The organism is Cetobacterium somerae ATCC BAA-474, from assembly GCF_000479045.1.
GTDB classification, from domain to species: domain Bacteria; phylum Fusobacteriota; class Fusobacteriia; order Fusobacteriales; family Fusobacteriaceae; genus Cetobacterium_A; species Cetobacterium_A somerae.
In genome coordinates, this window is sequence record NZ_KI518203.1 from 48,225 (window position 1) to 62,334 (window position 14,110).

The 14,110-nt window shown below is 27.6% G+C and carries 17 protein-coding genes; 4 read left to right on the forward strand and 13 right to left on the reverse strand.

The window, feature by feature from the left end; all coding sequences use genetic code 11:
• Window positions 1-9 precede the first annotated feature (9 nt).
• Genes HMPREF0202_RS12270 through HMPREF0202_RS12285 form a run of 4 tightly spaced genes read right to left on the reverse strand, consistent with a single transcriptional unit; the run spans window position 10 to window position 3,357 of the window.
• Window positions 10-1,332 carry a UDP-glucose dehydrogenase family protein gene (locus tag HMPREF0202_RS12270; protein ID WP_023049691.1) on the reverse strand — a complete coding sequence of 441 codons (1,323 nt, stop codon included), beginning with the start codon at window positions 1,330-1,332 and terminating at the stop codon, window positions 10-12.
• Window position 1,333: 1 nt separating this feature from the next.
• Complete coding sequence (locus HMPREF0202_RS12275; RefSeq protein ID WP_023049692.1) at window positions 1,334-2,371, reverse strand: GDP-mannose 4,6-dehydratase; 1,038 nt, start codon at window positions 2,369-2,371, stop codon at window positions 1,334-1,336.
• Window positions 2,372-2,653 carry a lipid-A-disaccharide synthase N-terminal domain-containing protein gene (locus HMPREF0202_RS12280; protein WP_023049693.1) on the reverse strand — a complete coding sequence of 94 codons (282 nt, stop codon included), beginning with the start codon at window positions 2,651-2,653 and terminating at the stop codon, window positions 2,372-2,374.
• Window positions 2,654-2,655: 2 nt separating this feature from the next.
• A complete protein-coding gene (locus HMPREF0202_RS12285; RefSeq protein WP_023049694.1) occupies window positions 2,656-3,357 on the reverse strand; it encodes a glycosyltransferase family 2 protein in 702 nt (233 codons plus the stop codon).
• 196 nt (window positions 3,358-3,553) lie between these two features.
• On the opposite strand from HMPREF0202_RS12285, the gene HMPREF0202_RS12290 reads away from it, so the two are divergent.
• From HMPREF0202_RS12290 to HMPREF0202_RS12300, 3 genes are read left to right on the forward strand one after another with little or no spacing between them, the layout of a single operon-like run.
• Complete coding sequence (locus HMPREF0202_RS12290; RefSeq protein ID WP_023049695.1) at window positions 3,554-4,231, forward strand: response regulator transcription factor; 678 nt, start codon at window positions 3,554-3,556, stop codon at window positions 4,229-4,231.
• Between the two features lies 1 nt (window position 4,232).
• Window positions 4,233-5,579 carry a sensor histidine kinase gene (locus tag HMPREF0202_RS12295; protein ID WP_023049696.1) on the forward strand — a complete coding sequence of 449 codons (1,347 nt, stop codon included), beginning with the start codon at window positions 4,233-4,235 and terminating at the stop codon, window positions 5,577-5,579.
• Between the two features lie 40 nt (window positions 5,580-5,619).
• Window positions 5,620-7,188 (forward strand): ArnT family glycosyltransferase, encoded by a 1,569-nt coding sequence (locus HMPREF0202_RS12300; protein WP_023049697.1) that lies wholly within the window; start codon window positions 5,620-5,622, stop codon window positions 7,186-7,188.
• A 25-nt stretch (window positions 7,189-7,213) separates the two neighbouring features.
• On the opposite strand, the gene HMPREF0202_RS12305 is transcribed toward HMPREF0202_RS12300, so the two are convergent.
• Window positions 7,214-7,810: a class I SAM-dependent methyltransferase gene (locus HMPREF0202_RS12305; RefSeq protein ID WP_040407460.1), complete on the reverse strand. Its 597-nt coding sequence runs from the start codon at window positions 7,808-7,810 to the stop codon at window positions 7,214-7,216.
• An 88-nt stretch (window positions 7,811-7,898) separates the two neighbouring features.
• Between HMPREF0202_RS12305 and HMPREF0202_RS12310 the strand changes: the two genes are divergently transcribed.
• The gene (locus HMPREF0202_RS12310) at window positions 7,899-8,828 is read left to right on the forward strand and encodes a 2-thiouracil desulfurase family protein (RefSeq protein WP_023049699.1); all 930 of its coding nucleotides are present in this window, start codon (window positions 7,899-7,901) and stop codon (window positions 8,826-8,828) included.
• A 92-nt stretch (window positions 8,829-8,920) separates the two neighbouring features.
• Here HMPREF0202_RS12310 and HMPREF0202_RS12315 read toward each other — a convergent pair whose 3' ends face one another.
• The 8 genes from HMPREF0202_RS12315 to cbiT form a co-directional block, all read right to left on the reverse strand.
• Entirely contained in the window at window positions 8,921-9,163 is a 243-nt protein-coding gene (locus HMPREF0202_RS12315; RefSeq protein ID WP_023049700.1) for a hypothetical protein, read from the reverse strand.
• Window positions 9,164-9,321: 158 nt separating this feature from the next.
• Window positions 9,322-9,603 carry a zinc-ribbon domain-containing protein gene (locus tag HMPREF0202_RS12320; protein ID WP_023049701.1) on the reverse strand — a complete coding sequence of 94 codons (282 nt, stop codon included), beginning with the start codon at window positions 9,601-9,603 and terminating at the stop codon, window positions 9,322-9,324.
• A gap of 20 nt (window positions 9,604-9,623) precedes the next feature.
• Window positions 9,624-10,364 (reverse strand): precorrin-6A reductase, encoded by a 741-nt coding sequence (cobK, locus tag HMPREF0202_RS12325; protein ID WP_023049702.1) that lies wholly within the window; start codon window positions 10,362-10,364, stop codon window positions 9,624-9,626.
• Window positions 10,361-11,092 carry a precorrin-3B C(17)-methyltransferase gene (gene cobJ / locus HMPREF0202_RS12330; RefSeq protein WP_040407462.1) on the reverse strand — a complete coding sequence of 244 codons (732 nt, stop codon included), beginning with the start codon at window positions 11,090-11,092 and terminating at the stop codon, window positions 10,361-10,363. Before cobJ ends, cobK begins: the two co-directional genes overlap by 4 nt.
• Window positions 11,079-12,065: a cobalt-precorrin 5A hydrolase gene (gene cbiG, locus HMPREF0202_RS12335; RefSeq protein ID WP_023049704.1), complete on the reverse strand. Its 987-nt coding sequence runs from the start codon at window positions 12,063-12,065 to the stop codon at window positions 11,079-11,081. The genes cobJ and cbiG overlap by 14 nt, the downstream gene beginning before the upstream one ends.
• On the reverse strand, window positions 12,065-12,826 hold the full coding sequence (gene cobM / locus HMPREF0202_RS12340; protein WP_023049705.1) for a precorrin-4 C(11)-methyltransferase: 762 nt from the start codon (window positions 12,824-12,826) through the stop codon (window positions 12,065-12,067). Before cobM ends, cbiG begins: the two co-directional genes overlap by 1 nt.
• Window positions 12,805-13,530, reverse strand: a complete 726-nt coding sequence (cobI, locus tag HMPREF0202_RS12345) for a precorrin-2 C(20)-methyltransferase (protein ID WP_023049706.1) — start codon at window positions 13,528-13,530, stop codon at window positions 12,805-12,807. The genes cobM and cobI overlap by 22 nt, the downstream gene beginning before the upstream one ends.
• The gene (gene cbiT, locus HMPREF0202_RS12350) at window positions 13,530-14,105 is read right to left on the reverse strand and encodes a precorrin-6Y C5,15-methyltransferase (decarboxylating) subunit CbiT (RefSeq protein ID WP_023049707.1); all 576 of its coding nucleotides are present in this window, start codon (window positions 14,103-14,105) and stop codon (window positions 13,530-13,532) included. The genes cobI and cbiT overlap by 1 nt, the downstream gene beginning before the upstream one ends.
• Window positions 14,106-14,110 lie beyond the last annotated feature (5 nt).

Genomic DNA, 14,110 nt, shown 5'->3' on the forward strand with positions numbered 1-14,110 from the left:
CCTTAATTTTTATCTTTGCCCTACTGGATAGTATTTAAATAAAGATCTTACCTTACAGTTTTTAATATGAACATTTCTAAGATCAAAATAAAACTCACCTTTCATTCTCTCTTTTAATTCTTCTAAATTAATTCCTCTAAATTGATTCCATTCAGTTACTAAAACTACAGCATCTGATTTTTCACTAGCTTCATCTTCATCTTTGCAATACTGTATCTTATCTTTATATTTTTCTAATCTCCATTTTGTTTCCTCTATACCTTTAGGACAATACGCTTTTATTTTTGCACCATTTTCTATTAAACCCTTTATTATATCTAAACTTGGAGCATCTCTAACATCATCTGTATCTGGCTTGAAAGATAATCCTAATATACAAATAATCTTATTCTCTACACCATTCATCTCTTTAATTATCTTATCTATTATTTTTTTCTTTTGTTTCTCATTTGCAGATATTGCTGCTGAAACAACACTCATATCTTCATCATATTCTTTTCCTATTTCAACAATTGCTCTTGTATCTTTTGGAAAACATGATCCACCATATCCAGGTCCACAATGTAAAAACTTTGGAGATATTCTACCATCCATTCCCATAGCTTGAGCTATTTCTTGAGTATTTGCTCCAACTTTCTCAGCCAATAATGCCATCTCATTTATAAAAGATATTTTCACAGCTAAAAATGCATTTGATGCATACTTTATCATTTCTGATGTTCTCCTATTTGTAAAAACAAAAGGAGTTTTATTAATATATAAAACATCATATATTTTTTTCATTATTCCCAAAGCCTTTTTACTTTCAGTTCCTATAACAACTCTATCAGGTCTTAAGCAATCATTTACCGCTTTTCCTTCTCTTAAAAACTCAGGGTTTGAAACTACATCAAACTCTACATTTATTTTTCTTCCCATTAATTCATTTTCAATAGTTTCCTCTACAAGATCTCCTGTTCCAACTGGTACAGTTGATTTATTAACAACTATTGCATACTTACTAATATTTTGACCAATATCCTTTGCGCACTGTAAAACATAAGTTAAATCCGCTGATCCATCATCTCCAGGAGGCGTTCCAACAGCTATAAAGATTACCTCTGCATCTCCTAGTGCATATTCTTTATTCGTTGTAAATTTTAATCTTCCTTCTAAAACATTTCTATCTAAAATCTCTTTTAATCCTGGTTCATATATTGGAAGTATCCCATTTTTTAGATTTTCAATTTTTTTCTCATCTATATCTAAACATATAACTTTATGACCAAATTCACTTAAAATTACACCTTGTACAAGTCCAACATATCCTGTTCCTATTACAGTTATTTTCATTCTACTTTCCTCCTAAATACCACTTTACAAATTTGTCAATTCCATCATCAAATTTTGTAGTTGGCTTATATCCTAAAAGTTCTTTAGCTTTATCTATACTTGCATAGGTTCTTTTTACATCTCCAGGTTGCATTGGTAGTCTCTCTATTACTGCCTCTTTACCCAAATATTTTTCAATTGTTTGTACCATTTTATTTAAAGAAATTGCATCTGATTCTCCTAAATTAATAACTTCATAAACATTTTCATGCTTCTCTAAATACTTTATCCCTTTTATAACACCATCGATTATATCATCAATATAAGTATAATCTCTATATGTTTCTCCATCTCCAAAGAATGGAATACCCTCATTTTTTAAAATTTTATCAACAAACTTATGAATAGCTAAGTCAGGTCTCTGTCTTGGCCCATAAACTGTGAAAAATCTAAATTGTAATGTATCTATATTGTATAGGTTAAAATAAACATGTCCAAATACTTCACAAGATTTTTTTGTTGCAGCATATGGAGATATTGCAAAATCAACTACATCTGTTTCTTTAAAAGGAACTACTTTATTATTACCATAAACTGAACTAGAAGAAGCTTGTATAAATTTTTTAACCCCATATTTTTTACAACACTCCAATAGATTTAAATACCCACCTACATTTACCTTTTCATATTCTAAAGGATTTTCTAAAGATGGTCTAACTCCAGCTAATCCTGCTAAATTTACAACCATATCTATTTTATTTTCATTAAATATCTTGTCTAAACTTTCAATATTTTTTAAATCACAGTACTCTAAAGAATAGTTGTTTGTATCTACTTTTTTTACTAGCATCTCTATTTTTTCTTCTTTTGTGTCTCTTGATAAAATCTCTACAAGATATTCAATTTTATTTAAACTTTCTAAAACATTCTTTATTTTTATATCTTCTGAGTAAAAATTATGAAAATTATCTATTCCAATTACGCTATGTCCTAAACTTAACAATTTCTCTACTAAATGTGATCCTATAAATCCAGCTGCTCCTGTTACAATAATTTTCATTTATCTTTCAACTCCTCTATTTTTTTTTATTAAATATATATTTCTTGAATAAATAAGTACATTTGGTGCCTGCCCTAATATAAATACAGGGTCTTTTTTATATATTGCATAAATTAATAAAAAAATACTACCTGATAAACTAAATATCCAAAATGAAAAAGGGATAACGCTCTTTTTAGCTTTCTCACTAGCCAACCACTGAATAATAAATCTCATTGAAAAAAGTCCTTGTCCAATAAAACCTATAATTAAAAAAATATTCCAATTTTCTACACTCATCATAACTATTCCTCTATTTTCCAGTTTAGCATTCTATTTTTCATCCATCTTACTGCAAAAACATCTTTAAAAGCTTTAAAGCCTCTTCCAAAAACTTTATATTTTGACTCTCCATGCAATCTATCATAATGCCTTACTGGTACCTCTATAACTTTATAACCCATATACTTTGCCAAAGTTGGTAAAAATCTATGCATTCCATTAAATAATTTATATGATTTAACAACTTCTTTTTTAAATAGTTTTAATGGACACCCTGTATCTTGAATATTATCACCTGTTACAAAATTTCTAAATCCATTTCCAATTTTTGATGCTAACTTTCTTTTAAAACCATCCTCTCTAGTCGCCCTTCTTCCATTAACTACATCATACTCTGGAATATGCTCTAAAAGTTTATAAACATCCTCAGGATCAGTCTGTAAATCTCCATCCATCATTAAAACTAAACTTCCTTGAGATTTTTGAAATCCAGTATCTATTGCCGCACTTTGACCATTATTTTTTGTAAAATGATAAACTTTTACATTTTTATTTTCTTCTCTTAATTTATTTAAGAGCTCATAACTTCCATCAGTACTTCCATCATTTATAAAAATAATTTCATACTCTTTAAATCCTTTTTTAAAAGCTGCCTCAATTCTTTCTGCCATAGGAATAATGTTATCTTTTTCATTGTAAACTGGTATTACTGCTGATATCTCCATTGCTGCCTCCTTTTGTTTTTTTTAATTATAAAGTTTAAAAGTAAATTTTTAGTAAATTTTTTAAAATAAAACAAATACTGCTATAATATATACCTCACAATTATTCAATATACAAGTTTTTCAAATAAATTTTTACCATTTTTTTACTTTTTTGTTTTATAATACATATAACAATTAATTTAAATGGAGGGAAGCTATGTTAAAAAAGAATATACTTATTATTGAAGATGACCCTAAAATTAGAAGATATTTAGAATTAGAATTAGTTCATGAAGGATATAACATTGATTTAGCCGTGGATGGAAGTGATGGTTTAAAACTATTTAGAGAAAATAACTACGCTCTTATTCTTCTTGATTTAATGCTTCCTCATATGAGTGGTGAAGATGTTTGTAAAACTATTAGAAATGAATCTAATATACCAATTATAGTATTAACTGCTAAAGATGAAATTTTTAGCAAAATAACTCTTTTAGATTTAGGGGCAGATGATTATATTACTAAACCATTTGTCATTGGAGAGCTTCTAGCTAGAATGAGAGTTATCTTTAGAAATAAACAATCTTTTACAGATAAAAAAATTTTAAAATTCGAAAATATATCTCTTAACTTAAATACAAAAGAGGTTCTTTTAGATGAAACTTTAATAACTTTAACTAAAACAGAATACAATTTACTTCACTACTTAATGATTAATAAAAATTTAGTTTTAAGCAGAGAAAATATCTTAGAAAATGTTTGGGGATATGATTATTTTGGAGATGGAAAAATTATTGATATGTATATTAAAGCTCTTAGAAAAAAACTTGATCCTGATAGTAAATACATTAAAACTATTCGTGGATTTGGTTATTCATTAAAAAAGGAGGATTAATTTGAGAACCCTTTCAGGTACTTTAAAGAAAAGTTATTTTCAATTGATTTGTCTATTTACTATTGTTCTACTTTTATCACTATCTATTACTGGAAAATATTTAATTAATTCATCTAAACAATACTTAAGAAATGCTATGGGATTTTTAAAATATGAAATCTTAGAAGAAGTTAATTCAAAATCTATGGAAATTTTTACAGGTGATTTAGTCAACCAACTTTTTAGAGTAGAAAATCCTGCTCTTGATGATTTAGAAATAACAATAAAATATAAGGATTTAACTTATACAGAAAATAAAAAGCAATTTCTTTTAGATTCTGCTGTTGAAGATAAGGTAAAAAATGTTCATTGGTATGATTATATGGTTTTAAAAAATGAACTGATTAATAAAGATGGAGAAGTCTATACTGTTATTCTTGTAAAAAATTTAAGCGAAGAAAAAAATTTCTTCTTTGACATGATTTATATCTTTTTATCTGGATTATCCATTTGTATAATTATATCTATCTTTGCTTTTACAAAATTATTAAAAAAAATAAAAAAACAACTTTCTTTATTAGAAAATATTAATTCGAATATTACTTTAGAAAACTTAAAAGTTATAAAACCTACAAATTATTTTAAAGAATTTGATAACATATTAGATTCATACGAAGATATGTTATTAAGACTTGATACACAAAATAAAAAACAAATTGAATTTGTTCATAATTCATCACATGAGCTAAAAACTCCTCTTTTTATAATTGGGGGATATATTGATATGATTAAGCGTTGGGGAAAAAAAGACCCTGAAATATTTAATGAAGCTTTAATATCTATTGAAGATGAAACTAAAAGTATGAATCTACTTATTGAAAAACTTTTATTTATTGCGAAAGAATCTGAAATCAAAAGTGAAAAAAATGAAGTTGAACTATCTGAAATTATTTTAGGATGTATCTCTAGCTTAAAACATCAATACCCTAAATCTAATATTAATTTTACTCCTGAGTATACAATTATTAAATCTGATGAGGGGTTAATTAAGTTATTAATAAAAAACATCTTGGAAAATTCTATTAAATATGGTAAAAATAACCCAGTTGATATAAGTATTACAAATAACGATGAACAAAAACAAGCTATTTTAACTATTAAAGATTATGGTATTGGAATGACTTCTGAAGAACTTCACCATATTTACGATCGATTCTTTAGAGCAAATAAATCTCGTAGCAAAGAGATTCAAGGTCATGGTCTTGGTATGTCTATTGTTAAAAGAATTATAAATCTTTTAAATTTAGATATAAAAATTTCGAGTACCCCTAATATGGGAACAACTGTTCAAATATTTTTTAATCTATAAAATTTCTACTATATTTTTAAAACTTAAGGAGGATTTTCTCATGTTTAAAGATAAAAAACTTTTATCTATTTTAGGATTAAGTTTTATCTCATTTTTTAGTACTATTTGGATTCGAAAAGCAGATTTAATGGAATCTAGAAATTTTATTACCGCTAGAGAGATTGTATTTAATAATGAATGGCTCGTTACTACTTTAAATGGACAATATCGTTTTGAAAAACCTCCATTACCAACTTGGTTTACAGCTGCTGTTATGAAAATTTCTAATAATTTTTCTGATGAGTGGATACTTCGATTACCTGTGGCTTTAGTTTCTGTCTTACTGATCTTTTTTATATACCGATTTGTTCAAGAGTTATCTGATAATAAAAATCTCCCATTTTTAGTATCGTTTGTTGCTGCAACTACCTTTATGATAACAAAAGTTGGTAGTGAAAATGCTTGGGATGCATATCCATATATTTTTATGTTTGGATCTATCACTTATCTTTTAAAAAGTATAAACTCTAAAAGAACTTTTAGTCTTTTATTTGCTTCTATACTTTTAGCAGCCTCTTTACTAAGTAAAGGTCCTGTAGCGATTTATGGTATGTTTCTACCTTTTGTTATCTCATATATTTGGGTTTATAAATTAAAAAAAATACTTGAAAATCGTAGACGAATTATTTTATATGTTTTAATTGGTTTAATTCTAGCTTCTATTTGGCCTATTGCTATGATTCTAGAGAATAAAGAACTATTTTTCTCTGTTATGAATAAAGAAAAAAACACTTGGACAAGTAAACATGTTAAAAGCTTTTTCTTTTACTTTAACTATTTTTATTTCATGGGAATTTGGATATTCTTTTCTATTATTACTTTTTTTAAAAAATGGAATTTAAAAAATAGTGAGGAAAATAGGCTTTTTAAATTTGGAACTCTTTGGTCTATTTTAACCTTTTTACTTTTATCATTTATAAAAATGAAAAAAGAGAGATATGGATTTCCTATATATGTAGTTTCATCTATTCCAATCGGAATTATATTAAACTACTATATTAATAGCGACTGGAATCTTTTGAAGAAATCAGATAAAATTCTATTTTATATACAAGCCACTCTTATAACAATTTTATCTATTGGAAGTGTTGGTCTTATATTTTGGAAAAAACCAAATTTTTATTATTTAACTATTCCATTTTTTATTTTATTAGTCTATCTTTTTAAAGACAGATTAATTGATAAAAAAAATTTCAAAAAAAAAGTTATTTATTTAAGTGGATTTTTACTACTAATAGTTAATTGTAATTTAACTTGGATTATTGAAAATGAAATTCGTAATAAGAATAGTTCTAATTTAATCCCATTAGAAACTTTACAAAAAAATAATAAGCTATTTCATATATATTCAAAGGATTTCACAATTGAAGATGTTTGGAGTGTAGGACAAGATATTCATTTCTTAGATGATAATACTATTCTTCCTGAGAAATTTTATATTTTGTCTAAAAATTCAAAATTTGATTTAGAAAATAACTATAAAATAGAATACAAAGAGACTTATAGTCGATTTAAAGATGATGATGATTTAATATATATTTATAAAGTTATTAACAATTCAAAGAGATAATATCAATATATTATCTCTTTGAATTTTATTTTTCAGCTATAATTAATCTAACTACATCTCCTAACATAATATTTTTACTCATAACTTTTGAAAATCCAGCTTCTCTAATAGTCTTTTCTGTTTCTCTTAAAAGTGATGTTCCTAAAATTAATCTTGTAAAAATATTCAAAACTCTTAATCCTATATTAATTATAAAGTTCTCGCTTTTCATATGTTCTATAAATACTGCTTTGCCACCATTTTTCAAAACTCGATATACTTCATTTATTCCTTTTTTAGGATTAGGAATAGTGCAAAAAACACAAGAGGAAAATACTGAATCAAATGTTTCATCTGAAAAGCTCATATTTTCAATATCCATTTCTAATAATTTTACATTCTCTAATCCCAATAACTTAGCTTTTTTCTTTGCTATATTCAACATTCCAATAGAAAAATCTATACCTGTTACATCTGATTTTTTCTCATAATATTTTAAACATGCTCCACTTCCTATTCCAATTTCAAGAATTTTACCTTTTAACATTTGAACAGCTTCTTTTTTTATTTCATTCATAGGCATTCTTTCTTCTAATTTATCAAAAATATTTGCAATTCTACTATATTTATCTTTAGTTTCCATTTTAATTCTCCTATTTTTCATTTTTTATTAAAGGAACTATATTTCTTAATAGTATATATTATCTAAACCGTATATACAAGGAGGCAACATGGAAAATCTTTTAAATAGAAAATTAAGATTGGGAATCGCAGCGTGTCAATTTGGTTCTAAAGTTAGATATAACGGAAAAGGAATAGATTTGACTCAATCTTTAGGAAGAGACCGTGGACAATTCATTTGGACTCCTGTTTGTCCTGAAATTATGAGTGGAATGGGAGTTCCTAGACCAAGTATTAAACTTTCAGGAGGAAATGGATTTGATTTTTGGAATGGAAAAGCAAATATAAAAAATAAAGAGGGAGAAAACCGAAATGAGATGGTTCGAAAAGGTGCTATCGCTTGTCTTGAAACTTTAGAAAGAGCAAATATTGATGCCTATATATTTATGGAGGGAAGTCCTTCTTGCGGAGTTTATAGAACAAGTTTAAAAAATCAGCGTCTTGGAAATCCACCAGGAGTCTTTGGTGCATTACTTTTAGAAAGAAATATTTTTTTAATTAGTTCAATTGACCTACAAAGTCCTATCAGATGGTGGGATTGGAAAAGACGATTGGTTGCTTTTGTTTGGATTAAAGAGCAAAATATCAACTCAATTGACATTTTAAAAGAAATTTGGGACAAAGTTAAATATGTTTTATATGAATTACACGAAGAAGAAGCAACTAAAATAAGAGATCAAATAAGATTAATTACAAATGAAAAGAAGGATGTATCTGATGAAACCTTTACTTTTCTTAAAAACTCTATTCTAGATCTTTTAAGAAAACCAGCTGAATTAGAAAATATAAAAAAATGCTTATGGACTAACTATATTAACTTAAAAGAAAAAGAAAATATTGAGGTAGAAGAGATTTTTGAACCTCACATTTTAAGAAATATGACACATATAGCCCAAGAACTTCTTGGAGTTGAGATTGAAGCTAGAAAAAGAAATATTTTATTCAGAAGCTCCCCAATTAATTATAAACCTGATAGATAATTTATTTCTATCAATACAAAAAAGAAAAAAGACTGCGTCTACTCAGTCTTTTCTCTTTTTCACTTTATTATCCACACTTTATCTAAAATAGTTTATCTCATTTTATTTATAACAAAATTAACATTTTTTCCACTTACCTCTGCAAGTTCTTCTTCATCAATAGGCATAACTTTTGATACATTATTTTCATAATTAAATATCTCTTGTGTCTTAGTGATTACAGAATTTTTTAAAGAAGATTGGTTATTCTCAGTTTCCTTACTTTTTAAACCTCTTGCATATATATTCATTGCTAATAACAATCCCACTATAATATATACAATTTTCTTACTCATTTTAATCTGCCTCCATATATTTCATATAATGTAAATATACAGCTTTTCATATAAAATGTCAATGTCATTATATAAATAATGAATGATACAACTATTCATAAAATCAATAGTTTATATATTTTTTATTTATGTTTTGTTAAATCACATTTGATTTATTTTTAGGACTGTTTAAGTATTTTTTCTACATCTTCATAGCGAACTTTCCCCTTCAATAAAACCTCTTCCATTTTCTCATCTTTTAGCTTATATACACTATTACAAGAGTTACAAGCTATTATATATTTCTTTTTTAAAGTAATTATCGGTATAAAAAAAATTTCAAAAACTCTTCTTAATGCGAATAATTGAACTTTTTCTGATAAGCATCCTGTACACTCAAAATCAACTTCTCTTAACTTTTCTTCTGAATCTTTTAAACCAAATATCCCAACAAATATCATTTTATTTCCCCCTTCAGCATTTAAATAATATATTTTATAAGTTTTTCTATATGAGAAAATACAACTGGGTATTCCACATTGGGTCTAGACAACATTATAGATATAGCTCCAATCTCTTTTGCACTATCTATTTTTTCTCTTTCCCCACCAGTATTTCCACCTTTTTTACTTACAATATATTTTATATTAAGTTGCCTCATCATTGCAACATTTAATTCTTTAGAAAATGGTCCCTGCATAGCTATAATATTTTTAGGCAAAACCCCTAAATCTTCAGCTTTTTTTATCATCTCCCATTTAGGAAGTATTCTAAAATATATATTTGATTTATTTTTTATATTTTGAAATTTATGAAGATTATTACTTCCTAATGTTACTAAAATATTTCCTTCTAACTCCTCTAAATATTTTATCATAATATCTAACTCAGAAAATTCTATAACTCCATCTTCAGAAACTAAATTTTCTCTTTCAAATCTTATGTAATCAATCTCTTTTACTTTTGAAGATTCAATGGCATTTCTAGAAACTTCTTCTGCATATGGATGAGATAAATCAATAATTTTCTCAATATTATTTTCTTCTATAAATTTGTTCATTCCTTCTAAATCTAATCTTTTACAAAATACCTTTATATCTTCTATATTTTCAAGTAATTTTCCACCATACTCTGTTGCTGTTGTTACAACTAGCTTTTCTTTAAAAGGAAAGGACTCTATAAAATCTCTAGAGTCCTTTGTTCCACCTATAACCCAAATCATATATGATATCCTCTTGGAGTTATCATTCTATCATTAGAAACATACGTCTTTGAGTTTCCTATTATAACAACTGTAAACATATCTATTTCATGGTTTAAGAAGTCCTGTAAGTTTGTTAAAGTATAATTCTGATCTTCTCTTCCAACATGTCTTAATAGCGCAACTGGAGTCTCTGGTGCTTTATGCTTTAACATTAACTCTCTTGCTTCAACTATTTGAGTTGTTCTTCCTTTACTTTTTGGATTATAAAGAGATATAATAAAGTCTCCCTCTGCAGCTTTATCAATTCTTTTTGTTATTACATCCCAATCAGTTAATAAATCACTTAAACTTATTGTAGCATGGTCATGCATTAGCGGTGCTCCTACAACTGCGGCTCCAGCTACTGATGATGTTACTCCAGGAACAACCTCAACTTCATATCCCTCTTTCTGAGCGATTTCTATCATGATTCCAGCCATTCCATAAATTCCTGCATCTCCACTACTGATTAGCGCTACATCTTTTCCAGACTTAGCAATCTCTAATACTTGCTCACATCTAGCAACCTCTTTTTTCATTCCTGATACATAAAACTCTTTTTCCGCGAACTCATCTTTTACTAAATCTGTATAAGTTATATATCCTGCAATTACATCTACATTTTTTAAAACTCTATACGCTCTTACTGTTATATCATCCATATTTCCAGGACCAATTCCTACAACATATATTTTACCTTTTTTCATAAATAAATCTCTCCTCATAAATGGAAATTGTCATTCCATCTTTTTTTGCTTTTATCTCTATAAATTTCCCATCTTTACTTGATGTTAAATATGCACATGGCTCTGAAACAGCTTTTACGCCTATCTCTTTTTTTACAAATTCAGATCCATGAAACATATCTTCTACTGTTAATATCTCTTCTCTACTAACAATTTTCAACTCTTTTCCAAGCTCTTTAGCAGTTTCAACAATTCCTTTTTCATCTGCTTTTAAATCTACTGTTGCAAAATGCTTTATGCTTTTAAGTGAAAGATTATGTTTTTCTAATGTTTCTATTAAAAATTCATAAACTTTTTCTTTTTCAATTCCTCTTCTTGAACCTATTCCTATAACTAAATTTTCAGGATATAAATGTACAACTTCTAAATTTTCTTTATTAGAAATAACCATAACACCTTCTGGATTTTCATTGCATATATTTTTAGGAAGACTTAATTCAACATTTTTTCCATCTACTATCAATGATGTAACCTTTTTAGCTGCTTCTAATGATTTTAAATTACACTTTAATTTCTGAGACAAAGTATCCACTGCAATTTTTCCCGTCACATCTGAACTAGTTGTTATGATTGGAACTAATCCAAATATTTCATGAAGATTTTGAGTCAAATCATTTGCTCCTCCTAGATGTCCAGAGAGAAGAGAAATTACAAAATTCATTCCTTCGTCTATTACAACTACTGCTGGATCAACATCTTTAGATTTTATTAAAGATGCAATTTTACGAATAACAATTCCTGTTGCCATTATAAAAATATGTCCATCGTATTTATTGAAAGCTTCGTTTAATTCTTCAGTAAAGTTTTCCATTTGAATGCTATTATCTATTTTAAATTTTGAAAGAGTAAATACATCTATCCCTTCAATTTTATTTTTAATCTCCACTCCATTTAGACCTGCTCCTCTTGTTACAGTCCAAACTGCTAATTTCATTACTTCTCAATTCCTTTTCTAAATTCATGTGTAAAATGCTTATCATATAATAAAGATTTTTCATATTTATCCCCTAAAAAATCTCCAACTAAAATTTGAGCTGTTTTAGTTATATTTGCTTCTTTTACTTTTTCTTCAATTGTTTCTAATGTTCCTAAAACAATCTTTTGATCCTCCCAACTAGCTCTTTGAACAATTGCTATTGGAGTTGTCATCGGATAATGTGTAGCTAATCTTTTTACAACATCACCAATCATATGTACTGATAAGAAAATTGCCATTGAAGCTCTATGAGAAGCTAAAGATTCTAAGCTTTCTTTTTCTGGAACAGGCGTTCTTCCTTCTAATCTTGTACAAATTACAGTTTGAGAAATACTTGGTAATGTGAACTCTTTTTTTACTGCTGCAGCAGATGCTAAAAATGAACTTACTCCCGGAATTACTTCATACTCTATTCCATGCTCATCTAACATATCCATCTGTTCTCTATGTGCTCCAAATATTGCTGGATCTCCTGTATGAACCCTAGCAACTTTTTTTCCTGCTTTTATCGCTTTAACAGTTACATCTATAACTTCTTCTAAAGTCATTGAAGCTGAATTATGAATCTCTGCTCCCTCTTTATGACACTCTATAACTTGTCTTGGAACTAAAGAACCTGCATAAATTATTACATCTGCTTCTTTTACTAATCTTTGCCCTTTTACTGTAATTAACTCTGGATCCCCTGGTCCTGCCCCTATGAAATAAACTTTTTCCATTGATTGATACCACCTTTTTTTAGTATTAATGTTGTAAAGTAAGGAATATCTTCCTCTTCCATTTTTGTTAAATCAAAATTTATCTCCTGTGTTTCTTTTCCACAGTTTGAAACCATTATTATATTTTCTAGATTTCCTGTAGCTTCTAAGCCAGCTCTAAGTTTATCAAAATTTCTAGATACTTTCATAAATACGATATTATCTGCTGAATTAATTTCACCAACAATATCAGTTTCTCCATTTAATGATACAACTTTCAAAGATTCTTCTCCCATAACTAAAGGTAGGTTAAATCTCGAAGACATATCTGAAAACGATGATATTCCAGGAATTGTCTCTACAGGTATCACACCATCCAAGTACTCAAGAATATAAACATATGTACTATATGTCATTGGATCTCCAATTGTTAAAAATCCAACTTTTTTTCCTGCTTTTAGATGCTCAACTATCATATCCGCATTTCTTTTTCTAAATTCTTTTCTAGCTTCTACACTTTTTAACATTGGAAACTCAACAAACAAAGTTTCTGCTCCCTCTTTTAAATACTCTCTAGCTATTTCGTATGCTGTACTTCCCTCAGCTTTTTTAGCCTCTGGTAAAACTACTACATCTAGCTCTTTAAAAGCTCTTATAGCCTTTAGCGTTAACATTTCAGGATCTCCTACTCCCACTCCTATTCCATAAAACTTTGCTGTTGACATTACTTTGTTTCCTCCTTATCTGCTGTTATTATATATATTGGATTTTCTCCATACATCATTGTGTACGGACCTATACTCTTTCCTCTAGATACAACAACATTTACAACTTCTATATTTTTAAAATTTAACTCTTTTAAAAGCTTTGTAGCATCTGCTAAAGTTTCTAAAGTTATCGCATTTATGACTACTCTAGAATTATCTTTTGAATATTTAATAAAATGTTCAAGTATATTTCTCATTGAACCTGTTGATCCACCTATAAACATTCTATCATATTGAATAGTTGGTATTGCTTCAGGAGCTCTTCCCACAATTACTTCTATATTATCTAATTTAAATCTATTTATATTTTCTTTTAAGGTCTCTATTCCCTTTTCTTCCTTTTCAATAGCAAAAACATTACCATTTCTTAAATATGTCGCTGCTTCTATTCCTATACTTCCAGTTCCAGCACCAACATCTACTAAAATAGAATCATCTTGCAATTGTAATTTCGCTATAGAAATTGCTCTAATCTCTTGTTTTGTCATAGGTAGTTCTTTTTGAACGAACTCTTTATCATAAATATGTCCCATTATTT